Genomic DNA, 22707 nt, shown 5'->3' with positions numbered 1-22707 from the left:
TTCGTCACACTTTCAGCGTTCGCGATGAATTCAAGCACGATTCCAGCGGCTTGCGAGCGCGACCCTTCGACGCGGCAATTATGGATCGCCGAAACAGACACCGTGAAATTCAGCGGCTTGTGCTGTTTGCGGATGCCTTCGCTCGCGGAGAAATTCGGTTCGCTTCGGATAGAACGCTGCATTTTCATATTGACCCCCGCCGCATTCGCCTCTTCGATTGGGAAACAGGCAGGAGATCGAAAGAGGAAGTTCCGATGAGTTTCGAAGGCAAGAGAGTGATCGTCACCGGCGCTGGCAAGGGCATCGGCCGAGTGACGGCGGAAATGCTGGTAAAACGCGGTGCGCATGTCGTGGCACTGACCAGAAGCGCAGCGGACATCGCTTCCTTGCATGATCAGCTGGGCTGCGAAGCCATTCAGGTCGATCTTGCCGACGCCGATAGAACACGGGAGGCAGCAATCGCTGCGCTTCCGGCAGATTATCTTGTCAACTGCGCAGGCACGACCGAGCTGCAGCCGTTCCTTGAGACCACGGTCGAAGCCTTCGACCACCTGCATGCGGTCAACACCCGCGCGCCGATGATCGTGGCCCAGGAATTCGCTCGCTCATTGATCGGCAAAGGCCTTCCCGGCGCAATCGTCAATGTCTCCTCCATTGCCGCCTTTATCGGCATACCGGATCATGCGTCCTATTGTGCATCGAAGGGCGGCCTGGACGGCCTGACGCGCGTGATGGCCAGGGAACTGGCACCCAAGGGCATTCGCGTCAACGGCGTGCATCCGACGGTGACGCTGACACCGATGGCGGTCAAGGCATGGAGCGATCCCGAAAAGGCCGCACCCATGCGCGATCGCATTCCGGCGGGTCGCTTTGTCGAACCGGCAGAGGTTGCGGAGGTGATCCTGTTCTTGCTTTCCGACGCGGCGGCCATGGTGAACGGCATCTCCATGCCGATCGATGGCGGCTACATGATCGCCTGAGATGGTATCCACCGCATTCTGATCGAGATCGACCACCAGACGGAAGTCGCCGAAGGGCTGAAATATTCGACCAGCAGCTGATGCTATGGGATGCCTGCCGGGCTCGGCACTAGGCTGCCGCCTCATAGATCAGGTCTGGCGCGGCGATCCATTCTCCCTGCCTGAGCGCCAGGACATCGAGCCTGCCCTGGCGATCCCGCATGGCAACGCCGACGAACCGATAGCGGCTGCCGTTTCTGTCCACGACGGCAGCAGAAATCGGTTTGCCATTGACATAGCCGACAACAGGACCTTCCTCCCTTGTAGCGGATAGCAGGAAATATTCGTGAGGAATGTTCCGACTGACCATCAGCCCCGATCTCCACGCTGAGGGATCAGGCCCGCGCTCGCCACAGCACCTTTCTGCGCGCTCATGCTCTCACGCTTTGCTTGCTCAAGAGAGGATTTTGAGCGGGTGCGCCTGTTTTTCTTGATTTCGACCACGAATGGCTTTCGCTGCGGCCGCATTATCTGTCCTTTCGGCTGTTGATTCATTTTAATTGAAGACGCATTCGACCTGGCCGAGCGGCCCGAAGTCGACGGCCAGATGTTGGCCGGCGCGGACCTGGAGGACCGCAGTGCAGGAGCCGGTCGCCACGATATCGCTGGGCTCGAGCCGCCTGCCCTTTGCAGCAAGCGCCGCGGCAAGCCACGCAACCGCGTTCAGCGGATTGCCCATGACCGCCGACGAGCTGCCGGACACCATGGTCTGCCGAAACAGAAACGCCGTAACCTCGATTCTCGAAAGAGCGCCGATGTCCACATTTGCGGCATGGTCGCCGCAGAGCGTCGCGACATGCAGGCCGAAATCCGCAATCGCAGCGTTTGCGCCGGCAAACGCTAGCCGCGTCCAGCGGCCGACGACCCCGATTGCAGGACGGCAGCTCATGATCGCCTCTACCACGCTATCGACGGAGATTTGCTCGCCTTCGTCCGGAAATGGCCTCAGCATCGTGAAAACGAACTCACTTTGTATTCCAATGGTTCCCGGCGGCAGACGGAAGTTTTGCGCCCTCTTTTGCAGGGCGGCGGACGGGATTTCGGAATAGATCGGCCCCTTGAGACCGAGCATCCGGCACGACAGATCGTTCGTGCCGACAATCGCATAGCCCTTGCGCTCAAAGCCGAGTGCATCCTGCGCCGCGGCCTGGATGTCATAGGCCTCATCTTCCGAGGCGATCAAATCGAGCGGAAGATCGCAAAGCTCTTCGTGACGGCGACACTTGGCCAGAAGATCAGCCGTGGTATCCTTCAATTCGAAATACATCTTCGCGCTCCAATCTCGACAACTGGCTGTCACGCAAAAATGGCTCGACATGCATAGCCGTTCCATTCGGCGCAATGCGCGAAGAAATTAAAATCTCATAGTGATTGCTTTTTCTCGTTGAATGATATGCGGGCTCGTCGTCCGTACCTTGCCGCCGCCGCTTTGGCTGAGATCGTCAGGCGGCGAAGCTGCGCTCGAAGAGGAATCCCGTATAGGTCGAGAGACTGACGCAAGGACTCCGACGCCATAAAGTCGAACAGCATAACGGGTACGCGGCCCGAGGAAATAGAGCTGCAGTCGCTATGGCTTCAATGCCGACATAGCCGCATTGGATGGCCCATCAGCCGCAGCGTTTCAGATCATCCTGCTGGCTATGATGCCAGGGTCCGCTCAGGATTTCTTGCGCGCGGCCTTAAGGGCAATCCATCTGCGCCGCGACCGGGCATGCGCAGGCGGATTCTGCCGGATCGTGCTACGGGGACCAGCCATTATCGACCAAGGCGCCGAATGCACGATTGATGCCAACGCTAAGGAGAATCGATCCGCCTGTCTGCGTCCATTTTTGAACGCACCTATGTTGTTTCGCTCCTCTGCGCACGGCATCTGCGAAAGGAAGTCACGGAGGTTTGAAGCGAACAGGATAGGGTAAAGGGATCGACCGAAATTGACCGCCTTCGTTCCGACCGGCGCCCCTCCCCAGGATTTTGATGACCTCAAACATGATTGAGGTCGCCGTGCGGGTTATCTTTCGGCATGATCGGCTGGAAAAGCGCTGCCAATCCTTCACGAACCGATCAATGCTCTTCATTCCATTTCCATTTGTCGTCGCCATTTTGCTCGTCGCTCTCTTTGCAGCCGTCAAAGCTCGCGACGATGAGGCACCACCCAATTTGCCTTTCCAGGCACTGATCCTTCTCAGTGCGTTTCAGTCCACGCTTTCCGGTCTGCGGTGGGGCTATGCCGTTCAGCCCGCCATGTATGTCATGCCGGTGGCAGCCGCGATGGTGCCGCCCCTTGCCTACCTCGGCGTCTCCAGACTGGTGCGCAAAAGCTCGCTTTCCCCACTTCAGCAGGTCTGTCTGCATGCGCTGCCGGCCGGGCTCATTATCGTGCTGATCGCGATGTGGCGCGACCCGATCGATATCGCCATCGTACTGACAGACGTCGGCTATGCCGCGGCGATCCTGCTTCTCATGCGCTCGGGCACGGACGCGCTTCGCCTCGCGCCATTCGAAAATGCCGGCCCGACCTATCGGGCTGTCCTCTTTGCCGCCGGCGCTCTTCTTTTATCGGCGATGGTTGATACCTTCATCTGGCTGGACTTTGCCTGGGCCGGCGGTGAATATGCATTGAAGGTCATCACCTTCGGAAATCTCGTGGGACTGGCCATCCTGGCCATCGCCGCCGCTGCAGCCAGCCGCAGCCACGCGCCTATCGACACGGGAGGAGCTGTCCAGCCGCCTGAAATCCTACAGGACACCCAGACGCTCGATGCCGTACAGACACTGATGAAGGAAAGGCACGCCTATCGCGATGTCGATCTCAATCTCGACCGGCTGGCGCGCAAGCTTGCGATTCCCGCCCGGCAGATTTCCGCAGCCATCAACCGCGCGTCCGGCAAGAACGTCTCGCAATATGTCAACGAGTACCGGATCGCTGAGGCTTGCACGCTGCTGGCCGAAACCGGGAAGCCGGTGACGGAAATCATGTTCGATGTCGGCTTTCAGACCAAGTCGAACTTCAATCGCGAGTTCCGGCGCGTCACCGATACGACGCCGCTCGAATGGCGCGAGAGGTCGCGTACGTCCGACAAGTCCACAGCCGCGCCCAAGGCTGACTGAATCGCGATCGAGCACGATCGGGAACGGGTTTAACGTCTCTCCAACCCGATCGGCATGCCTTTAACCAGTTTTTAATCATCACGTTGAAGCAACCGCCGTTCCCGGATAAGGGAGGGGTACCGCCTCCTCCCTCGTTCCGTGGACAGCAAATTGACAATGGAAAATTTGCTTCAATTGCTTGATTTCATGGAGGAGTATACCGATCGCATTCTTCCGGTCGCGTTCCTGTTGCTCGCCGCAGAGATCGCCTTTCCGAAGTCTCGCTATACTTATGTATCGAGACTTCGCGGTGCCATCTTCTGCGTGACGAACATTCTTATAACCAAGACAAGCCTGACACTCTTTTACTGGTTTTGGGAAGGCATCGGCATAAAGCCGCTGTTTGCGATCGACCTGACGTTCCTCTCGAAGCTTTCGAATGCGTGGCCGCTGCATCTGCTGGGCGCCATAGCTGCTTCCTTTCTCGTTCTGCAGGTCAGCGAGTTCTTCTACTATTGGTTCCACAGGCTACAGCATAGCAACAGCTTCTTCTGGCGCTTCCATGCCGAGCATCATTCGCTCGAGGAAATGAGTGCCTTCAATAGCAACCACCATTTCAGCGAGGAGATCTTCAGGATTCCGTTCCTGATCATTCCCGTCTCTCTGCTCTTCGATTTCAAACAGGACTATGTTCCCTGGATCTGGGTGTTCTTCGTACGCTGGCAAGGCTATTTCGAGCATAGCTCGACGCGGCTGAACTTGGGCTGGGTTCGTTACGTCTTTCCCGACAACCGCTTTCACCGCGTTCACCATTCGGTCGAGCGACAGCACTTCAACAAGAATTTCGGCAGCGGCTCGGCGATCTGGGACATTCTGTTCGGGACCGCCTATTATCCGAAGGCCACGGAATGGCCCGATGTCGGCCTGCCCAATATCCGGGAACCGCAAAACTTGACCGAATTTCTCGTCCGGCCCTTTCGACGCGGCAGGCACAGCTAAACGCCGGTTGTTTCAATTCCCGGATTTTCATCATCCTTTCAGCCCGATGCTCGGCCGAAAAACATACGTTCGTTAGAATTTTAGACAAACCTAAAAGCGGTCATCAAGACGACGGCTCTATCATCGACGTGTCTGGCTGAACAAGGTTCGGCGGCACCATGACAGTGCCGAGGCATCCTAGAATGGGTTTCGCCTCAGACGATTGCACTTTTGAACGGGGAGTCCTAGAGGGGACAAAGTGCTCAATGCCTCTATCAGCATTTCTTTGGCGCCGTGCAGCGACGGCGGTCCGCGTGCACGACACCTTATGCACGTTCATCGACGGCACGATTGTCGCTCGGGCAGATAATTGGCGCCCGCTTCGCAATAGTGACGATACGCGCCGCGCGCTCGGTCATACCTCATATCGTGGCGAATTGGTGCCGGTCTACGATCTGGCGACGAAGATGGGCAACAAGCCCTCAAGAAGCTGTGAAATCGCCATCATCAAGATGACTGGCGGTTACGTGGCGTTCCTGATCGACGAATTCGTCGGCAGCACGTCGGCGGTGAGCGAAACCATCCGCCTTTCGGAGCTCGACATTTTCTGCCGCGAGCGCTTAGCTATATAGCATCGCTTTTCTGGTGCCGAAGACGGCGGTCGGGAACGCGCTTCCACAAGCCATGAAGAAAGTCACTCTTCGCAGCAGCTACCTGCCTCGCTTTCTGTACGTTATGACCGGCTGCGCCCGAATTTCGGAACGGATTTTCAGCACGGCGCACGACCGAAGCATGCACGCCCTCATGCAACATCTATAACAGCCAATCTCGGGAAATATTTTCTCCATACTTCACTTAAATTGGCAAACCTGCAATCGCCGGGAGCACCGTTACCAGATATTGTCGATCAAGGTACTAGACTTTCGGGATTCGACGGACATAAACTTGATAGATGAACGCGCGACAGAAAAACAAAGCGATCATAGCCTTGATCTCAACCGGAACTGCCACGTCGATGCAGACGGCTCTCCTTTGGATATGGAGCTGATGAATGCTGTATGATCCAAACATGTCCCGATCGCGCTGGCCGCTGCCGTTTCGCCCGCAGTCATGGGAGACATTGGTTGGTCTGGTCTCCGTAATCCTGCTGGTCGGGATCATATGTGCAAACCTGCCGAGCACGTGGACCACGGAGCGAAACGTATCGGTGGCTTCTTCGAGCCGCGCCGAACATTGACGGTTTGAGATCGTTTCGCCGTTGAGGCGAGGCAATGGGAAGCTTTCGTTGGATTGGCTTCCTGTATCCGTCTGCATCCGGTGGCCGGTTTTGACGGCTGCGAACGCGAGAGCTGCATTAAGGCAAACCAACCCCTTGTTTCATCACCGGAATCAGCCCTGAGCGCGGTGAATTCTCCATATTTTCGATCTGGGCCGTTTGCGTAAGGCTTTGGTCCAACGCATCGTGCGACCCTCGCCCAAATGTCACTCGACTGAAGCCCAAGGAAAGGAACCGACTGCGCCGAAGCTCTGTTTTACCGACAGCTCCGTCAATGACGGACGAAGAGAAGGTGAAAGGAGATTCTGATGAAAACGAAAGTACTTAGTGTTGCGGCACTCGCGCTTGGCCTGACCGCCGGATGTGCCTTTGCCCAATCGTCGACCGTCACCGGCGCTGCAGGTGGTGCGGTTACCGGAGCCGTTGTCGGTGGTCCGGTCGGGGCCGCCGTGGGCGGCGTGGCTGGCGCCATTGTCGGTACCGCCATCGATCCGCCGCCTCAGAAGGTGGTCACCTATGTCCGCGAACAGCCCTTGCCTGAAGAGGGCACGGTTGTGCAGGAGAGAGTGATCGTCGGCAAGCCGCTGCCGGATACGGTCGTTGTTCGCACAGTTCCGCAGAATCCGCGATATGCCTATGCGGTCGTTAACCACGAACGCGTGATCGTTGAGCCTTCCTCACGCAAGGTTATCCAGATTCTGAAGTAGCAACCATCGTGGGGAGCGGCAAGCCGCTCTCCACCCATCCCCTGTACGCCATGGCCGTATCCATTCCATTCGAAACGAGAAGGCGGTCGGTCGGCAACACTCCCCAAAGCTTCGAGATTTTTGCAATGGCTTCCGCAGGCAGTTGTCGTACCCTATTGCGCATCATATTCTATGCTTGGTCGCCTACGCAGCAACTTGCCTATCGCCGGATCGAGCAGCGTCTGGGGCGGAAGGCCCGACCCGGCGATAGAGCCGGTGGGCGGACCGGCTGGGGAAAGGCGTGCATCGACGCCAAACTCGTGAACCCAAAACTTGTGAACGATGATCGCAGAAACCTCGTATCGCATAAGCGCCCGGGAATCGGCTTGTTCACCTCAAGGCAATGCTAGTCAGTGTCTTCAATTGACAGTCGCCGCATCGCTCTCGGATGGCGCTACGATTTCGGATTTCTTTTCCAGAGCATCGCGGACTTCGGCGATTTTTCCCGTATTTGTTCCAACACCAAGAATGCTCTTTGCTTCGGTAAGCGTCTGGTCCGTCACCGGCTTGTTCGACAGCTGCGCCAGCGCCGAACGCAGGGCGTTGTCGCTAAGGGCCGGATCCGTCGGCACGGCCGTCGTTCCATATTGCATTTCGAATTCCGCATATGCCTTCACATAGGCAGAGAGCGCCGCCATCTTGGGATCTTTCGAGTTCAAGTAGGCGTGATAGTCTCTCCTGAGCGAGCTAAGCCTGCCCTCGCCGGGCTTCGAGACGTGCGTCTTCGAGCTTGCACTATGGGCTCTGGAGTGTTTGTCCGCATGATGCCCCAGCAATGAAGATGAAGTCCCCTGTGCTGTCGCCGCATTCGTTGAAGTGCTGTTTGCATCGTCGCTTCCGGACTTTTCATGACCGGAGTTTCCTTCACCATGACCGCCGCTATTCCCATTGCCATTGCCGCCGCCGTTTCCGCCCTTGGCGAATGCCGCCTGCGTGAAGCCAATAGCTGCCCCTCCCATAGGAGCGAGGGCAAGCACCAGGCCGAGGCTTGTTGCACCGATAATGGAATGGACTTTCATGCGCACTTCCTTCGTAACATGCCCGGCACCTGTGGCAGCGGCCATATCCAGCAAATCATGCGCACTAGAATATTGCCGAAATCCCAGCTTTCTATCCCGGTCCGACCTATGCCTTGAGGGTTAGGACCATAGTCTGATTGATCCAATTCTATGGTCGCTTAAATTGCACACGCCAGACGGCAATACCCCGCTCGGGACAACGCGGCAGGTGTCGACGCCCCAACGGTTGACACTCCATCCTGCTGGGATAGCTATAGAGGGTTGGGAGATCCGTGCCGATTATGCCAGTGCCGCGAGCGAACCATAAATACAAACTCTCTCCAGCAAGTCTTATCGAACGCTGGAATTCCCAATCTTTGGCCAGACAGTTCCTGCTTGCCGGCGGCCTCGTCGCGCTCTGTGCGATGCTTGTTGTCGGCTCTTTCGTTGCCGGCCTCATCGAAAATGCAGTGACGCGCAATTCCGCGGCAACGACGGCCCTCTATGTGGATAGCGTCATCGCCCCGCTTCTGCCGGATATGCAAACCACCCAGGTTCTCGATGATACGGTCACCCGCGCTCTTGACGAAACACTCGGGCAAGGCGCGCTTGGCACACGGCTGTTTTCGTTCCGATTGTGGCGTAACGACGGGACGATCCTCTATTCCAACAACAAGGATCTTTCAGGAAAGCGGTTTCCGCTGTCAGATAGTTTGAAGACGGCTTTTTCAGGCCGAATGGTTGCCAAATTCAACCAGATCGACGATGTGGAAAGCGTCGCCGAACGCAATAGCGGCAAACCGCTCCTGGAAATCTACAATCCCGTACTGCAGCCCTGGTCGGGCAAAGTCGTCGCCGTCTCCGAATTCTACGAGATAGCCAACGATTTCGAATGGAGCCTTACTCAGGCCCGCCTGCTGAGCTGGCTTGTCGTTGCCTTGTTCACTCTGACATTCTTCGCTCTTCTGTCGATCATCGTCCTGCGTGGCAGCCGAACCATCGACAATCAACGCAAGGCGCTCAACGGCCGCATCGGCGAACTGTCGACGCTTCTTCAACAGAATGAGGCGTTGCGAGCCCGCGTTCAACGCGCGACCCAGCGTGCGGCCGCGCTAAACGAGAGCTATTTGCGCCGGATCGGCGCCGACCTGCATGACGGCCCGGCCCAATTGGTCGCTTATGCCTCCTTGCGACTGGACAGCCAGACCCTCATCAGCCCCACCGCCTCGGTAAAGGAGCGCGAGGCATCACTTCAGACAATCAAATCCAGCCTTGACGACGCCATGACCGAAATCAGGAGCGTCTGCAGTGGCCTGATGCTTCCTCACATCGAGACGGACAATCTGACCGATCTTTTGAAACGGGCAATTCGAGCCCACGAACAGCGCACCGGCGTCACCGTCGCGCTGAGAGTCGGGACAACACCGACAGACCTTTCGACCTCCGCAAAAATATGTGTCTATCGCTTTGTGCAGGAAGCCTTGAACAACGGCTATCGCCACGCCGGCGGAATCGGGCAAAAGGTCGCGCAGACCTTCAAAGACGGCCAGATCGTGATCGAGGTTGCCGATGAGGGACCGGGATTTGATCCGAAAGAAGTCGGCCCGCAAAAGCTTGGCCTTGCCGGCCTCAGGGATAGGGTCGAAAGTCTCGGCGGTATTTTTCAACTTTTGTCGTCGAACCAGGGAACCATCGTTCGCATGTCCCTGAACATCGAGGAAATGGAGCAGGCATGACAGCTGCAATCAGTTTGGCGGTCGTAGACGACCACCCTCTCTTCAGGGAGGGCGTTATCCGCAGCCTGACCGAAATGGATGGGTTCAGCATCGTCGGTGAGGGCAGCAGCAAGGAGGATGCCCTGCGCATAGCAGCGGAACATCGCCCGGACATCCTGCTTCTCGACATTTCCATGCCGGGAGGAGGGCTGGATGCCATTTCTCTCATCCTCGAGCAGATACCCGATCAGAAGATCGTGATGCTGACCGTCTCCGAGGCAAGCGACGATGTTATGGCGGCGCTCAAGAGCGGTGCGAAAGGCTATGTTCTCAAAGGCGTTGGATCACGGACGCTCGCCGATATCCTTCGCAGCATTGCTGCGGGTGACAGCTACGTCGCGCCGACATTATCGGCGCGTCTGATCTCGGACAACGGATCTGCTGCCCAGATCAATCCCTTCAGTGCATTGACGGATCGCGAGCGAGAGGTCCTCGAGCTGGCTTCTGCCGGATTGAGCAACAAACATATCGGGCTGAAGCTTGATCTGCATGAAAAGACCATCAAGCATCACATGACCCAGATCTTCGCCAAGCTGGAAGTGAGCAACAGAACGGAAGCTGCTATGGCGTTCCGGGATGAACTCGAAAGGCGGCGTCAGTGAAGCAATGATTTGAGCCGCTGCTCGTCGGCAAGCGTCGCATTGCGATTGACGATGGTGCGGCCCTTTGAATCCTTCATCACATAACGTCCGCTCTGTATATTTTCGCTCATGCCATCCTTGTGTTGAACGGTAATCGATCCGTCGCCATCATCGGAGGATTGGTCGGAATCGACCTGGCTTTGAGTAGCGCTCTTGGTTGCGGATGATCGGCCATTGGCATTGCCGTTTCCGTTGTTACCATTACCGTTCCCGTTGTTACCGTTGCCGTTCCCGCCTCCATTGCCATTGTTGCCACCGCCGTTTCCATTGCCATTACCTCCCCCGTTACCGTTTCCGCCCCCATTGCCGTTTCCGCCGCCGTTGCCATTACCCCCTTTGGCCTCCACTATTTGCTGCGCAAATATCGCGGAAGCGCCGTGAATTTTGATGGTGTAGGGGAGTGCTGTGCTGACCATGGTCAACAACAGGCATGGCAAAGCAGCAATGAGCTTTCGACGCAATGACACCTACGGCCTCCTGAGGCTCCGGTTGGCTTCGGCGACGAATGGTCGTCGCTCCCTGGCCCGAAAGCGCCGCCATTTATCGCCGACTGGCAAATATCTCTGATCCCGTATCAAATCGCTGCAACACCGCGAAGGGTCAAGTCTTATCGAACGAAGAGACCTGTGGTTGGACTTCAGCAATCGAAGCCAAGACCTTCCGCCGAGATATCGTCAGACCAACGTCCAAGAAGGAGCTGGACCGAAGCCCAATTGCATGATTGCGTTATTGAAAACGACTTCGTCTGGTCGATATGACTGCGGACACGCTGGCGCCTTGGCCATGCAAAATGCCATGATTGGGAACCCAATAGTGTCTCTGAAAAAATTGGCACTCAATATATCGATGCCCGCGCAATCGATCCGAAAAGGGGGCACTGCGATGACCCAACACTGGAGGATATTTCTAGCCCGTTCCGCGCCGCCGGGGGCGATATTGGATTTCTCAGCAGCCGAGTTCGCTCTCGAGGTCGCGGTCAATTTGCGATATTGCCTGAACCTCGTCCGACCAACGCCGGAATGCATCGATTTGGCTGACCTTGTTTTACTGCGTGCCAGAAACTACGGCGAGGCCAGAATGGGGCACAACCCACAGCTATTCGCAGAGGCCGAAGATGCTCTTGCCAAGGCAACAAGGCTGCTCGAGATCGAGCTCGAATATTGCGCAAAACAGAACATGAAAGGCAGATGCGAACGAGCCGCCTGAAATCTTCGCCATAGCATTCGCGAATGATAAAAGCGAAAAACCTTGGCCATCAGTTGCGTTCCGGGCCGCCTGTGACGAGCGCTTACGCGAACTTGCCGGCTGGTATGATCTACCATTGACATGTCAAGAGGAAGTGCCAGCCGGTCGGGAAATCGGCTGCTCGCCACTGCCTCTTGCGGCGGCGCATGCCTCAGGGGTATGCGCTCGAAAAGAAAGCTTAGTTGCCGCGGGCGCCACTGACGGCGTAAGGGATATGCGAGCGGGCGATGCCGAGATCACGAAGAACATGATCGTCGAGGGCGGAAAGTTCGCGTATCGCTCTGCGCTGTTCGCTAAAGCGCTTAATCTTCTCAAATACTCTCATTTTTACGGTCTCCTTTGCTGACGCACAGGAGATAGGCATTTATCCGCCTAAATAAAACGCACATGCCTGCACGATAGCCATGCCGCTTTTGCACGGCTCATGCCGTTAGATTGGCGGGATGAACACATACTGGTTCTTACCATCGCCCTTCCGCGACCGTTACGGTCCCGATGAAGTGCGCCTAGCTGCTGAACCATCGTCTCTATCGTACGGTCTATGCATCCTGCCATTTGGAAAACGTTGCAGCCTGTCCGCGCAAATTGCCGTCTGGGTCCACGAGCTGCCAGACGATGCCGGCCTCGATCCAGAAACGCCGACCGGATTTCGCAATCCTCAGGCCGCGATAGTCGGAGATGAAACCGTTGCGCGTCACCGCGTCCAGCAGCCGCTGGCGCTCTGCCCGATTGGGAAGCTCGGCCGAAAGCCGCGAGGGCAGCGTTATGAACTCGTCCCACGGATATTCGAAACAATTCTGCGCAGCCTTGTTGGCGTAGACGAAACGCGGATCGGCATCCGTATTATGGGCAAGGACCACGAAAGGCGCATCGCGATAGAGCCAATCCGGCCCCGCGCCCTCAACGATCAAGGACGAGCCGACAATGCGTTGAAAACTGCCGGTCAGAAGTTCGAAAAAGGCTTGGTCAACCGATAAATCGACGGCGTTGCTTTCAGGCCTATCAGTCATCTCTTCCCTTCCTACCGTTCTGGGGCATCGACGCGAGCGATACCTATCAAATTGCGCAGGAGATCAAAAGCAGGGCAAGCGCGAAGACGCGAGTATCCATCATCAACCATACCGCGAAGCCAAGGTCTCGGGGTAAGCGCGCAAGTTACTGACGGCGTGTTCAAGGACGAGATTACCTCGACTAAGCTCCGGCAGCTCCAAACACCGACCAAATTACGGCCCCTCACCGATTGACAACCGACGTTCGATCTCGTCGATGACAGAAATAAGATCGGCAACCGTATCAATGATATAATGCGCCCCGAGGATCATCGTCGCCCAAAGACCCGGAGCACATCAATTTTTAATTCGGATCATATCCGCATGCGGCGAGGTAATTTCACGCATTCGCTTGGTTGGAAGGCTGTGATGGAAGCTTGAGGCGATGTCCTAGTCGTCTTTGTTCCGGGTTTGCCGCACCTCTTCCACGATCGGGTCGGTGCTATCGTTGCGCTCCCCTCTCTCCTTTCTACGGCGGCTTGCATCCGCCAATTGCCATAGGACAATACCGGCAGCTCCGAGGCTGCCGATAATGGCCACAATGACTTCGAAATTCCAAATCATTGCCCTCCCCATTTATTTTGGCGCATCCGCGCGTCGTGATTGGCTGTGCAACACAGGTTATCAAGCGATCCCGGCTTCATCTCGCCTTCATCAGCCCATACTTCTCTCTGCGAAAGTGCGGTAGCGGTCATTCCAAAACGCCACAATGTGGGCGGCGGCGAGAAGACCCACCGTACCAACCATCTGCGCAACTGGCCCTGCGGCGCCTATCTCTCGACACAGGAACTGAAAAACAGAAAGCAACGGATAGTGTACGATGTAGAGTGGATAAGAGATGTCACCGAGCCAACGCGATAACGCGCGCAATTTCTCTGGCACTTCGAGCGCGATGGACCAGACAAGCAACATCGGCAGGGTCAGCAGCGCAACGTCCGTGTCAACTCGCGAGTGATAGAAAATCACCATAAGCCAGAGAGGCGGCAATAAAGCGAGCCACGTCCGCCAACAGGGCCTCACACCAAGTCGCGCTAGCAACACCCCGAAGGGAAAGGCAAAGCCAAGCCGTGCGATGCCGATATGGATGGTGTCCCACGTGCTGCCGACGTTCAAATCGGCGCCCCACGACAGCAACGTGATGCCCGAAACCACCGTCACTATCAGCAATATCGGCGCCGTCAGATAACGTCGAAACGCAGCATAAAGAAAGTAAGCGGTGAATTCGAGAAAGAGCGTCCAGCACGGAACATTTACAGGGAAATAGTCCCCGGCGACGGGTGCCGGCAGAACCGCCAGATTGAGCGGAACGACCCAGGCTGGCGGGCTGTCGATACCCGCAAACACCTTGGCCGCTATCACGAACGCACCGAGGAGAATGCCGACGAGGAAAACCGGATAGAGCCGCCTCAGTCGAGCGGCAAAGAAACCCGGCGTTGTCATGCCGGCTATGAACCTTGGACCATAGACAGTTTCGGTGACAAAGCCGGACAAAGCGAAAAAGAAATCCACCGCCAGATAACCAAACGGTGCGACGTGCCAGATCAATCCCATATGAAAATGCACAACAGCGATCGCAGCAAGACCGCGTATCGCGTCCAGCGAATAGTAGCGCATTTTGGAAAACCTCTCCAAATTTTCCGCAGCTATTTTTCTTACGAGGCAAGCGTCTTTCGATAAGACGCAACCAGAAAGTCCGCGTTTGGCTCAATCGAGCCAACCCGCGCGCGTCTACTCCGGTACAAGACAGTCAGACTTCATTGAGGATGAAATTGCGTTTAATGGCGCATCGTTGCTGACGATGCCACGACCATAAAATGATCTCGAGAGGAGCAATAGATCGTTTAAAGCGCCCTCCGCTCGCTCGCTCCGCCTCCTTCGAGTGAGCGGGAGAATAATATAACGTCGATGTTTTGCCAATATAATAAGTACGATTTTAATCTAAATGCTTCTTTTCGTACACAGCACTAGGTTTATTCGCCGATAAATTTAAATATAGATCAAAAAAATCGATTTATTCAATTATTAGTTAGGTCGCACATTTATTTCTCTCCTTACGAGAAGCCATAGACGGCTACGCAATTTGGAGATTCCTTACCTGTATAAATGACTTCTACTTAAATTCACGAAAGCCCATCTCATGTTGGTACACGAATAATCAGGGGAGCCGCTTTTTCTCATCCGGCGAGCTGCGGAGGCAGGGAGTTGTTTGAACTTGACAAAGCAGCAGGCGGGACGGCTGCCATACTCTTCGTCTCCGGCCTGCTGAACTGCAGGATTCAGGCAGCGCTTGCTGACCGCCGCGATCGTCATCCGCTGCCCCGAGGTCACCAATGCTCTATTGAAATCATCGCTCAGACCGTGTGGTTCCGTCTCCGTTTCCCTCTTAGCCTGTGGATACCGGGGGACAGGTTGACCGCCTCGGTGATCATTGTCTCGCATCAGGCGATCAGACTTTAGATAGGGAAATTTGGCGTGGATCTTAATTAGCGGCATACATCGTCGCCTATTCTCTCCAGATACTGACCGAGGCAGACATCATACGCTCTGTGTTTCCTCCGCAAAGGGCTATGCTTCCATTCGTCCGATGTCCCCTCTTCACCATTTCTTTTGGCTTAGGGGCTGACGGCGCGTCGGCAGAAATCGGTAACGGCTGCCACCAGCCTCCGCCGATCGATCTCCGATCCATCGGTCAGACAGTCATCGACGGCGCTGTGCATGGAATTGAACAGCATGACAGCCGTGAGCCTGGCATCGACGAAGGCGAACGCGCCAGCGGCGTGACCTTGGACAAGGAAGGATGTGAGGCGACTGACAAGAGGATTGGCACGTTTCATGTCCCGCTTCGTCGGCTGAAACTGATGAAATACCAGATCGTGAAGCGCGACCTCGTCGAGATAGCCGAGAACGCAGGCTTCCATCACAGCATCCAGCCGCCGCACCCAACTGTCAGAGGCGGACGCTCTCGCGACGGCATCGATCCTTTCGCAAAAGAGCTCGACGAACCGCGTTTGCAGGGCTTTAAGGACATCGTCCTTGGTCTGAAAATAAAGGTAGAAAGTACCCTTGGCGACGTCTGCGGCATCGACGATCTCCGCAACACTGGTCGCGGCAAACCCCTTCTCCAGAAACAGTTGCTGCGCGGCATCCATCAATTCCTCGCGGCGAATTTCCGGCGGCTTGGTGCGCGGACGCGGACGATCTGTAACGGTCACGAGTTCTCCTCGTTGTTCATAGGCTGTCGATGATGATACCCGCTGGCGAGAGAGTGGATGCGCACAACCATCTCACCGCGAGCGAGCCCTTTTCAAAGACTTCTAACGGCATATCGAGCGGAAGACGAGCAAGACTTCGCCGAGCGTCATCGACCGTCGATGTGGGGGCGACGACCGCGACCCCGAGAAGGAGCCGGCGAAGCGTCTCGCGAACAAGATCCAGCCGCTGCGCCAGCATGGGCAGCACAGCCACATCTCTTTGAAACGCGAATCCGCAAGCGGCGACCAGGAGGAGAGCAAAAGGCTGTTCGCGTCTCAGCCAGCACTCGATCGTATCGAGGCCTGCGCGCACGCCGTCGACATCAAGCGGCGTTTCCGCGACCAGTATCGCGAGCGGCCAATGAGTCTCATCACCCTCAGGCAACATCGATATATGCTCGCTCATGACAGCCGGCGCAAAGCTGCCAGGCCTCGCAGCGCTCCACCGACATCCAGCGGTCTTCCTTGCGCTGCCGAAAGGGAGGCAAGCCACATCGCCGCCTCATTGACATCATCGAACATCTGCATGGGAATTCCGAACAGCTTTTCGGCATTTATGCGGCCCATCTCCTCGAGAGCCTCCGACGGTACAACGGTCGCCATGCCAATGACGAACTGCCTGATCCTCTCGCCATTGGCCTGAAGCCAAACCTTTGCATCCTTTGCACCGCCCTCGGGCCGCCTGAGCGCCTCGGCATCGGTGAAGACACGCAATGCCGAAAAGGATTCGCCGCGATCCAGCCAGGCGTTCCAGTCCGAAAAGAAGACGAACTGCTCATCGAGCGACATCGCGCCGCGAGCGGCTGAAAGCACGAGCGGCCACTGGCTGAGATCGTGACGGATCATGACTGGACACCCCTCGATGTGACACGTCGGAAGCAGACGTCGCTCAGCATGGAGCCTCCCAAATTCTCAATACGGACGGCCATTCGCATGCCCTTTAAAACTCGAAAGTTACAGTCCGTACATATGACTGACCGTCGGTCATTTGTAAAGGAAGAATATTCTTGGAGCCTGATATGGAGCTTGCACTCTGCCCGGCCTTAAAGCCGGCATGATCGCGCCACATGTGAATTCGCCAGACGTAGCGGAGGTTTCGATTGCCCGCCGGATCGGTCATCTATTTGGATGCGGATTTCGCCCGACATGCCAGCATCGGCATGGTCTCGAAGGAAGCAGCGGGCGCATAGCGGAACGCTATATGGCGCGTATGGACACATGGCGAGGAGGTTGGGCCTGTATCTTCCGCGTGTATCCAAAGATACGTCAACACAACCCTCATATGATTGGCAGCGGCTATGTTTTCGACAATTTTAAGAGTCCAATCACGCCCTCGAAAAGTTGGCTTCTGAATAGCTGAGGGTGCGGCCGGAGCGCCAGGATGACCTTCAAACTTTGAAAGACATCCCATACGCGCTGCGCATGGCCCAAGCACCGCTTTCACTTCGGCTTCAATGGTGAGACTATGTTGACAGGATCACGCCAATCTCATTGCTTGTCCGAGATAGCTCAGGCAAATGATATCGATGAATTGCGCCAGTTCTTATTCAAGTTCTGTTCTTTATATGGCCTGGCAAACGCCGCCTTTCATGTGACGCAAATCGCCGCACTGCCGCAGCAAAACCCGCTTCTCCTGCTGACCTACCCGCCGGAATGGGTAGACACATATATAGCGCACGATTATTTCTCCATCGACCCCGTTGTTCAAGCTGGACGCAACGGATTTCTGCCCTTCGACTGGTCGACCCTCGATCTGAAGTCGCCGCAAAGCATCTCCTTTTTCCGCGAAGCCGAAGCCTTTGATGTCGGGCGCTACGGCTTGACGCTGGTCGTTCGAGGGCCTCACGGCGAGCGATCGCTTTTTACAGTGACCTCGAATCTGAAGAGCGGCGACTGGGAGCATTTGCGAAACAGCATAATAGGCGATCTCCAGGTCATCGCCTATTATCTGCATGAGCAGTCATTGATCGTGTCCGGCCTGCGAGAGCAAAGCATCGGACGCAGGCTTTCTAAGCGGGAGACCGAGTGCCTCGAACTGCTGGCGCACGGCCTGCTTCCGAAGCAGATCACATCCATCCTTGGAATTTCCGAAAGCGCCGTGCGCCTGTATCTCAGCTCCGGCCGCCGCAAACTTCATGTCAGCACCACAAATCAGGCCATTGCGAAAGCAATCTCGCTCGAGCTCATCAAAAGCTGAACTGAATATTGCCCGGCGACGAAGATGCAAATTGCAAGGTAGGGGTCCTGTCATCCTTGCCTCGCATGGTCCTCAGCCGTTGCTCAAGCCGCTGATCGGACTCCTCGTTGACCTCCCAGAGGCCGACATAGAGGTTGCCGATCTCCGGCCGCGAGCGGGCAAGCGGCGTAGGCGACCATCCGATCTTTCGGTAAACCCCGATCATCGATGCATCATAGACGCCCATGATGTGCTCTATGCCCGATTTCAAGCTCAGGCGGCAAAGACCGGAAAGTAGCTCGACGGCGGCGGTCTGCGACGACGGATGTCCGGCCTGCAGCGGAGGATGCACGCAAAACCGGGTGCACTCCCAGATCGAAGGACTGCAGATATCGAGATCCTCGTTGAAAAAATGCTGGAACTCGCTCGAAAGCATCGTCTCGCTCGTTGTCGGCAACAGCCGCAGCGAGCCCGTAAGCTCATCGTCCTCTTCCTTCACGGCCAAGTAGATGGGGTCGTGCTCGTCGTCGAAGCGGTCGATCTCCAAACCACCTTCAACGTTGACATCCCAACCCATTCGATCACGGAAAACGAGCGCGCGGGCGTGGAACATCTGGGTGAAATACGAGGACGCCGTATTGCGGTCTCGTCGTGTCAGTATCTGTAGCATCAGTCTCTCCAAATTTTGCCTTAACAAAACACCTTGGAGCCAGGCTTCAATATATCGATTCCGCCAGATTGCGCGGCCGCGGGCACTCCTTAAAATCGAAGAACACGGAGTAAGGCAGAAGATTCACCCCCTCCCGCGGCCTCTCTTGTCGGCATGCAGGGGTCGGCATGTAGGGGCTTGCGGACATTCGGCGCGCTAACGCCTCTCAAGCAATCGGAAGTGCCATCTTCTGCCGCCCAACGCAGAGCCTCGCATGGCGCTCCGGCCGCAAAAATCCTTCGCTGATCTCTTCCGGATCAAGATAGGACGATGACAGTGATTGCGCCCTCATGTGTGACGGTGACGGCCATGTTCCTCCTCTCAATCATTGCAATTATAATTGACTGACCGGTCGGTTTATGCGAGAGTTTTGTGGTCGCCATCGGAAGGGCGGCGGGGAGGAAACATGTCCGAATCCGACACCATTCTGTCGGCGCTTGCCGATGGTGTCTTGAGCCTCACGCTCAATCGACCCGACAAACTCAATTCCTTCAACGAGGAAATGCATCTTGCGCTGCGTGCCGGCTTCGAGCGTGCACATCAGGATGGGGATGTCCGTGCGGTTCTCCTGACAGGAGCCGGCCGTGGCTTCTCGGCCGGCCAGGATCTCGGCGACCGCGATCCGCGCAAAGGCACTCCGGATCTCGGCCATACGATCGAGACTTTCTACAATCCCCTGCTGCGCCTCATTCGCAGCCTGGAAAAGCCGGTGATCTGCGCGGTCAATGGCGTTGCTGCCGGCGCCGGCGCCAATATCGCATTCGCCTGCGATATCACTCTCGCCGCCCGTTCCGCCCGCTTCATCCAGGCCTTCGCGAAAATCGGCCTCGTGCCGGATTCCGGCGGCACCTGGAACCTGCCGCGGCTGATCGGCGAAGCCCGCGCCAAGGCACTGGCGCTGACGGCCGAGCCTTTGGATGCGGAAACGGCAGCCAGTTGGGGCTTGATCTGGCGTGTGGTAGACGATGACAAGCTGATGGATGAGGCTAAGGCGCTTGCCATCAGGCTCGCCGCCGGCCCAACAAAAGGCCTCGGCCTGACGAAGCGCGCCATCCAGGCGGCAGCGACAAATTCGCTCGACGATCAGCTCGATCTTGAACGCGACCTTCAGCGCGAAGCAGGCCGCAGCGCCGACTATGCCGAGGGCGTCACGGCTTTCCTCGAAAAGCGTAAGCCGGAGTTCAAGGGCAGATGAGCATGGCCGACACGCTTTCCCCAGAGGCGCGCGCCGAAGCCTGCGCAAGCGCCATGTGGGACGAAGACAATGCCAGCCGCCATCTCGGCATGGAGCTGCTTGCAGTGGCACCGGGTGAGGCTACGCTCTCGATGGCGATCACCGAAGCGATGACGAATGGTCATGGCACCTGTCATGGCGGGTACATCTTCACGCTTGCCGACTCGGCATTCGCCTTCGCTTGCAATAGCTATAACCGACGCACCGTCGCCCAGCACTGTTCGGTGACCTATATCGCGCCGGCCTTCAAGGGCGACCTGCTGACGGCGACGGCGCGAGAGGTCTCCCGCCGCGGCCGCGGCGGGATTTACGACATTGCGATCACCAATCAGCAGGGCGAGCAGATTGCAGAATTCCGCGGCCACTCGCGAACGATCAAGGGCACGCTTCTGCCGGAATAAGATTCATGCCGGCTGCGCCTAGCATTTCCAGGAAAAGTGCGAAGCGATTTTCCGTCCGGAATGCGAAAAGAAACAAGAGGATAAGCATTTCTGGAGGAGACATTCATGGAGAACCTTTCCCCGCGAGCCGGCGAACTGGAGGCGATCGAGATGGCCTCGCGCGACGAGATTTCCGCGCTGCAGCTCGAGCGCATGAAGTGGTCGCTCATCCATGCCTATGAGAATTCGCCCTTCTATAACAAACGCTTCGATGAAGCCGGCGTGCATCCCTCCGATCTGAAGACGCTGTCCGACCTCGCCAAATTCCCCTTCACCACCAAGAAGGATCTTCGCGACACCTATCCTTTCGGCATGTTCGCAGTGCCGCGCGAAAAGCTTGCCCGTATCCACGCTTCCTCCGGCACGACGGGCAAGCCGACCGTCGTCGGCTATACCGCCAAGGACGTCGATACCTGGGCGAGCGTCGTCGCCCGTTCGATCCGCGCCGCTGGCGGCCGCGCCGGCGATCTAGTGCATATTGCCTATGGCTATGGTCTCTTCACCGGTGGCCTTGGTGCACATTACGGCGCGGAAAGGCTCGGCTGTACGGTAGTCCCCGTCTCCGGCGGCATGACGGAACGGCAGGTCACCCTGATCCAGGATTTCAAGCCGCGCGTCATCATGGTCACCCCCTCCTACATGCTGTCGATCCTCGACGAATTCCGCCGCCAGGGCCTCGACCCCAGAGAAAGCTCGCTTGCGATCGGCATCTTCGGCGCCGAACCATGGACCAATGCCATGCGCGACGAAATCGAGCACGCCTTCGATATGCACGCCGTCGACATCTATGGCCTCTCTGAGGTCATAGGTCCTGGCGTTGCCAGCGAATGCATCGAGAGCAAGGATGGGCTGCATATTTGGGAAGACCATTTCTATCCGGAGATCATCGATCCCGTCACCGGTACGATCTTGCCGGATGGCGAACTCGGCGAGCTGGTATTCACGGCGCTGACCAAGGAAGGGCTGCCGATCATCCGCTACCGCACCCGCGACCTGACGCGGCTGCTGCCAGGCACGGCACGCTCAATGCGCCGCATGGAAAAAGTAACGGGACGCTGTGACGACATGATGATCCTGCGTGGGGTCAACGTCTTCCCAACACAGATCGAGGAGCAGATCCTCAAATGCCGCGGGCTTGCGCCGCACTTCCAGATCGAGCTCACGCGCTCCGGTCGCATGGACGACATGACCGTTCATGTCGAATGCACGCTGGAGGCGGCAGACGAAGCCGCGCGCGGTCTTTCGGCAAAGGAACTCACCCATCACATCAAGAGCGTGGTCGGTGTCTCGACGAAGATCACCGTGCATCCGCCGGGCGGCGTTGTCCGCTCGGAGGGCAAGGCAAAGCGTGTGGTCGACAATCGCCCGAGAGAGTGATTGCTGTCGTACCGGATAGCCTGACAAGGATTTGATCGTGTATAGGAAGCTTCGACCATCGGGCATGGGTAACGTCAATCGGCAATGAGCAGAGCAGGATCACATGGCACGCACGCGCGCAGTTGATTTCGAGGAAAAGCAGCGTGGCATCCTGGCAAGCGCTGCGGCGGTCTTTGCCGAGGTCGGCATGGAGAAAGCCTCCATGTCGATGATCGCCTCGCACAGCAATGTCTCGAAGGCCCTGCTCTATCATTACTATCCCGGCAAAGATGCGCTGATATTCGACATCGTGCAAACGCATCTGACGGAGCTGGAAGACGCGATCGAAGCAGCCGATCGCACCGATATAACGCCACAGGAACGGCTGCGCTTGCTCGTGAAAGCCGTGCTAAAGAACTATGAAGGCGCGGACAACGAACATCAGGTTCAACTTAACGGCACGCATGCACTCTCGCCGGAACAGCTTTCGGAGATCAGAACGATCGAGCGACGCATCGTCAAGCGCTTCTCCAGTGTGATCCAGGATCTCAACCCGGACCTCAACAAGAACAGGCCGTTGCTGATGCCGGTCACCATGTCGCTCTTCGGCATGATGAACTGGGTCTATATGTGGTTCCGTCCCAACGGCCCGATCACCCGCGACGAATATGCCGATATCGCCACCACCCTCATCCTTGAAGGGGTCAAGGCCGTCCGTTGATGTCAC

25 protein-coding genes are annotated in these 22707 nt (G+C 56.9%); 13 read left to right on the top strand and 12 right to left on the bottom strand.

Annotated features, from left to right (window positions below; genetic code table 11):
* Window positions 1-254 precede the first annotated feature (254 nt).
* Entirely contained in the window at window positions 255-980 is a 726-nt protein-coding gene (locus AC13RM_RS24850) for an SDR family oxidoreductase (RefSeq protein WP_374818531.1), read from the top strand.
* Window positions 981-1089: 109 nt separating this feature from the next.
* Here AC13RM_RS24850 and AC13RM_RS24845 read toward each other — a convergent pair whose 3' ends face one another.
* Together AC13RM_RS24845 and AC13RM_RS24840 are read right to left on the bottom strand one after the other, a co-directional pair.
* Window positions 1090-1329: a hypothetical protein gene (locus AC13RM_RS24845; protein ID WP_374818534.1), complete on the bottom strand. Its 240-nt coding sequence runs from the start codon at window positions 1327-1329 to the stop codon at window positions 1090-1092.
* A gap of 186 nt (window positions 1330-1515) precedes the next feature.
* Complete coding sequence (locus tag AC13RM_RS24840; protein ID WP_374818537.1) at window positions 1516-2286, bottom strand: hydratase; 771 nt, start codon at window positions 2284-2286, stop codon at window positions 1516-1518.
* A gap of 797 nt (window positions 2287-3083) precedes the next feature.
* Between AC13RM_RS24840 and AC13RM_RS24835 the strand changes: the two genes are divergently transcribed.
* The 4 genes from AC13RM_RS24835 to AC13RM_RS24820 all read left to right on the top strand — a co-directional run bounded on the left by AC13RM_RS24835 (window position 3084) and on the right by AC13RM_RS24820 (window position 7067).
* Entirely contained in the window at window positions 3084-4127 is a 1044-nt protein-coding gene (locus AC13RM_RS24835; protein WP_374818540.1) for a helix-turn-helix domain-containing protein, read from the top strand.
* A gap of 156 nt (window positions 4128-4283) precedes the next feature.
* The gene (locus tag AC13RM_RS24830; RefSeq protein WP_113228570.1) at window positions 4284-5105 is read left to right on the top strand and encodes a sterol desaturase family protein; all 822 of its coding nucleotides are present in this window, start codon (window positions 4284-4286) and stop codon (window positions 5103-5105) included.
* Between the two features lie 293 nt (window positions 5106-5398).
* Entirely contained in the window at window positions 5399-5716 is a 318-nt protein-coding gene (locus AC13RM_RS24825) for a chemotaxis protein CheW (protein ID WP_440479185.1), read from the top strand.
* Window positions 5717-6668: 952 nt separating this feature from the next.
* On the top strand, window positions 6669-7067 hold the full coding sequence (locus AC13RM_RS24820; protein WP_113228568.1) for a DUF1236 domain-containing protein: 399 nt from the start codon (window positions 6669-6671) through the stop codon (window positions 7065-7067).
* Window positions 7068-7465: 398 nt separating this feature from the next.
* Here AC13RM_RS24820 and AC13RM_RS24815 read toward each other — a convergent pair whose 3' ends face one another.
* Window positions 7466-8125, bottom strand: a complete 660-nt coding sequence (locus AC13RM_RS24815; RefSeq protein ID WP_488555776.1) for a hypothetical protein — start codon at window positions 8123-8125, stop codon at window positions 7466-7468.
* Window positions 8126-8406: 281 nt separating this feature from the next.
* Here AC13RM_RS24815 and AC13RM_RS24810 point away from each other — a divergent pair, with 281 nt between their 5' ends.
* Together AC13RM_RS24810 and AC13RM_RS24805 are read left to right on the top strand one after the other, a co-directional pair.
* On the top strand, window positions 8407-9840 hold the full coding sequence (locus AC13RM_RS24810; RefSeq protein WP_374818961.1) for a sensor histidine kinase: 1434 nt from the start codon (window positions 8407-8409) through the stop codon (window positions 9838-9840).
* Complete coding sequence (locus AC13RM_RS24805) at window positions 9837-10481, top strand: response regulator (RefSeq protein ID WP_374818550.1); 645 nt, start codon at window positions 9837-9839, stop codon at window positions 10479-10481. Before AC13RM_RS24810 ends, AC13RM_RS24805 begins: the two co-directional genes overlap by 4 nt.
* Here the strand turns inward: AC13RM_RS24805 and AC13RM_RS24800 are convergent.
* Window positions 10475-10987, bottom strand: a complete 513-nt coding sequence (locus AC13RM_RS24800) for a hypothetical protein (RefSeq protein WP_374818553.1) — start codon at window positions 10985-10987, stop codon at window positions 10475-10477. The genes AC13RM_RS24805 and AC13RM_RS24800 overlap by 7 nt on opposite strands.
* Before the next feature lie 346 nt (window positions 10988-11333).
* On the opposite strand from AC13RM_RS24800, the gene AC13RM_RS24795 reads away from it, so the two are divergent.
* A complete protein-coding gene (locus AC13RM_RS24795) occupies window positions 11334-11726 on the top strand; it encodes a hypothetical protein (RefSeq protein ID WP_374818556.1) in 393 nt (130 codons plus the stop codon).
* 217 nt (window positions 11727-11943) lie between these two features.
* On the opposite strand, the gene AC13RM_RS24790 is transcribed toward AC13RM_RS24795, so the two are convergent.
* The 7 genes from AC13RM_RS24790 to AC13RM_RS24760 form a co-directional block, all read right to left on the bottom strand.
* Entirely contained in the window at window positions 11944-12090 is a 147-nt protein-coding gene (locus tag AC13RM_RS24790; RefSeq protein ID WP_083258017.1) for a DUF1127 domain-containing protein, read from the bottom strand.
* A 214-nt stretch (window positions 12091-12304) separates the two neighbouring features.
* Window positions 12305-12775, bottom strand: coding sequence for an MEKHLA domain-containing protein (locus AC13RM_RS24785; RefSeq protein WP_285176571.1), 471 nt, complete (start codon window positions 12773-12775; stop codon window positions 12305-12307).
* A gap of 429 nt (window positions 12776-13204) precedes the next feature.
* On the bottom strand, window positions 13205-13378 hold the full coding sequence (locus tag AC13RM_RS24780; protein ID WP_285176570.1) for a hypothetical protein: 174 nt from the start codon (window positions 13376-13378) through the stop codon (window positions 13205-13207).
* A gap of 90 nt (window positions 13379-13468) precedes the next feature.
* On the bottom strand, window positions 13469-14428 hold the full coding sequence (locus AC13RM_RS24775) for an acyltransferase family protein (protein WP_374818560.1): 960 nt from the start codon (window positions 14426-14428) through the stop codon (window positions 13469-13471).
* Between the two features lie 998 nt (window positions 14429-15426).
* Complete coding sequence (locus tag AC13RM_RS24770) at window positions 15427-16026, bottom strand: TetR/AcrR family transcriptional regulator (RefSeq protein WP_374818563.1); 600 nt, start codon at window positions 16024-16026, stop codon at window positions 15427-15429.
* A gap of 16 nt (window positions 16027-16042) precedes the next feature.
* Window positions 16043-16471 (bottom strand): hypothetical protein, encoded by a 429-nt coding sequence (locus AC13RM_RS24765; RefSeq protein WP_374818566.1) that lies wholly within the window; start codon window positions 16469-16471, stop codon window positions 16043-16045.
* Window positions 16468-16911: a hypothetical protein gene (locus tag AC13RM_RS24760; RefSeq protein ID WP_113228560.1), complete on the bottom strand. Its 444-nt coding sequence runs from the start codon at window positions 16909-16911 to the stop codon at window positions 16468-16470. Before AC13RM_RS24760 ends, AC13RM_RS24765 begins: the two co-directional genes overlap by 4 nt.
* A gap of 619 nt (window positions 16912-17530) precedes the next feature.
* On the opposite strand from AC13RM_RS24760, the gene AC13RM_RS24755 reads away from it, so the two are divergent.
* Window positions 17531-18262: a helix-turn-helix transcriptional regulator gene (locus tag AC13RM_RS24755; RefSeq protein WP_285176565.1), complete on the top strand. Its 732-nt coding sequence runs from the start codon at window positions 17531-17533 to the stop codon at window positions 18260-18262.
* On the opposite strand, the gene AC13RM_RS24750 is transcribed toward AC13RM_RS24755, so the two are convergent.
* Complete coding sequence (locus AC13RM_RS24750; protein WP_285176564.1) at window positions 18252-18911, bottom strand: acyl-homoserine-lactone synthase; 660 nt, start codon at window positions 18909-18911, stop codon at window positions 18252-18254. The two genes, AC13RM_RS24755 and AC13RM_RS24750, sit on opposite strands and share 11 nt — an antisense overlap.
* A 445-nt stretch (window positions 18912-19356) precedes the next feature.
* On the opposite strand from AC13RM_RS24750, the gene paaG reads away from it, so the two are divergent.
* From paaG to AC13RM_RS24730, 4 genes are all read left to right on the top strand, one after another.
* Window positions 19357-20145 carry a 2-(1,2-epoxy-1,2-dihydrophenyl)acetyl-CoA isomerase PaaG gene (gene paaG / locus AC13RM_RS24745; RefSeq protein ID WP_113228558.1) on the top strand — a complete coding sequence of 263 codons (789 nt, stop codon included), beginning with the start codon at window positions 19357-19359 and terminating at the stop codon, window positions 20143-20145.
* Window positions 20142-20585 (top strand): hydroxyphenylacetyl-CoA thioesterase PaaI, encoded by a 444-nt coding sequence (gene paaI, locus AC13RM_RS24740; RefSeq protein WP_113228557.1) that lies wholly within the window; start codon window positions 20142-20144, stop codon window positions 20583-20585. Before paaG ends, paaI begins: the two co-directional genes overlap by 4 nt.
* A 105-nt stretch (window positions 20586-20690) precedes the next feature.
* Complete coding sequence (paaK, locus tag AC13RM_RS24735; protein WP_113228556.1) at window positions 20691-22001, top strand: phenylacetate--CoA ligase PaaK; 1311 nt, start codon at window positions 20691-20693, stop codon at window positions 21999-22001.
* A 103-nt stretch (window positions 22002-22104) separates the two neighbouring features.
* Window positions 22105-22701, top strand: coding sequence for a TetR/AcrR family transcriptional regulator (locus AC13RM_RS24730; protein WP_488555775.1), 597 nt, complete (start codon window positions 22105-22107; stop codon window positions 22699-22701).
* The last annotated feature ends 6 nt before the right edge of the window (window positions 22702-22707 follow it).

The sequence above is a fragment of the Martinezella sp. CNPSo 3732 genome (assembly GCF_057784515.1).
The sequence above is the reverse complement of the archived record's forward strand: the minus strand, read 5'-3'. Positions and strand labels throughout refer to the sequence as shown.

Coding starts and splice junctions, on each gene's coding strand:
- AC13RM_RS24785 (WP_285176571.1), bottom strand. CDS start 12,775: ATGACTGATAGGCCTGAAAGCAACGCCGTCGATTTATCGGTTGACCAA.
- AC13RM_RS24765 (WP_374818566.1), bottom strand. CDS start 16,471: ATGAGCGAGCATATATCGATGTTGCCTGAGGGTGATGAGACTCATTGG.
- AC13RM_RS24840 (WP_374818537.1), bottom strand. CDS start 2,286: ATGTATTTCGAATTGAAGGATACCACGGCTGATCTTCTGGCCAAGTGT.
- paaI (WP_113228557.1), top strand. CDS start 20,142: ATGAGCATGGCCGACACGCTTTCCCCAGAGGCGCGCGCCGAAGCCTGC.
- paaG (WP_113228558.1), top strand. CDS start 19,357: ATGTCCGAATCCGACACCATTCTGTCGGCGCTTGCCGATGGTGTCTTG.
- AC13RM_RS24810 (WP_374818961.1), top strand. CDS start 8,407: ATGCCAGTGCCGCGAGCGAACCATAAATACAAACTCTCTCCAGCAAGT.
- AC13RM_RS24830 (WP_113228570.1), top strand. CDS start 4,284: ATGGAAAATTTGCTTCAATTGCTTGATTTCATGGAGGAGTATACCGAT.
- paaK (WP_113228556.1), top strand. CDS start 20,691: ATGGAGAACCTTTCCCCGCGAGCCGGCGAACTGGAGGCGATCGAGATG.
- AC13RM_RS24760 (WP_113228560.1), bottom strand. CDS start 16,911: ATGATCCGTCACGATCTCAGCCAGTGGCCGCTCGTGCTTTCAGCCGCT.
- AC13RM_RS24750 (WP_285176564.1), bottom strand. CDS start 18,911: ATGCTACAGATACTGACACGACGAGACCGCAATACGGCGTCCTCGTAT.
- AC13RM_RS24790 (WP_083258017.1), bottom strand. CDS start 12,090: ATGAGAGTATTTGAGAAGATTAAGCGCTTTAGCGAACAGCGCAGAGCG.
- AC13RM_RS24835 (WP_374818540.1), top strand. CDS start 3,084: ATGCTCTTCATTCCATTTCCATTTGTCGTCGCCATTTTGCTCGTCGCT.
- AC13RM_RS24850 (WP_374818531.1), top strand. CDS start 255: ATGAGTTTCGAAGGCAAGAGAGTGATCGTCACCGGCGCTGGCAAGGGC.
- AC13RM_RS24730 (WP_488555775.1), top strand. CDS start 22,105: ATGGCACGCACGCGCGCAGTTGATTTCGAGGAAAAGCAGCGTGGCATC.
- AC13RM_RS24780 (WP_285176570.1), bottom strand. CDS start 13,378: ATGATTTGGAATTTCGAAGTCATTGTGGCCATTATCGGCAGCCTCGGA.
- AC13RM_RS24805 (WP_374818550.1), top strand. CDS start 9,837: ATGACAGCTGCAATCAGTTTGGCGGTCGTAGACGACCACCCTCTCTTC.
- AC13RM_RS24845 (WP_374818534.1), bottom strand. CDS start 1,329: ATGGTCAGTCGGAACATTCCTCACGAATATTTCCTGCTATCCGCTACA.
- AC13RM_RS24775 (WP_374818560.1), bottom strand. CDS start 14,428: ATGCGCTACTATTCGCTGGACGCGATACGCGGTCTTGCTGCGATCGCT.
- AC13RM_RS24755 (WP_285176565.1), top strand. CDS start 17,531: ATGTTGACAGGATCACGCCAATCTCATTGCTTGTCCGAGATAGCTCAG.
- AC13RM_RS24820 (WP_113228568.1), top strand. CDS start 6,669: ATGAAAACGAAAGTACTTAGTGTTGCGGCACTCGCGCTTGGCCTGACC.
- AC13RM_RS24815 (WP_488555776.1), bottom strand. CDS start 8,125: ATGAAAGTCCATTCCATTATCGGTGCAACAAGCCTCGGCCTGGTGCTT.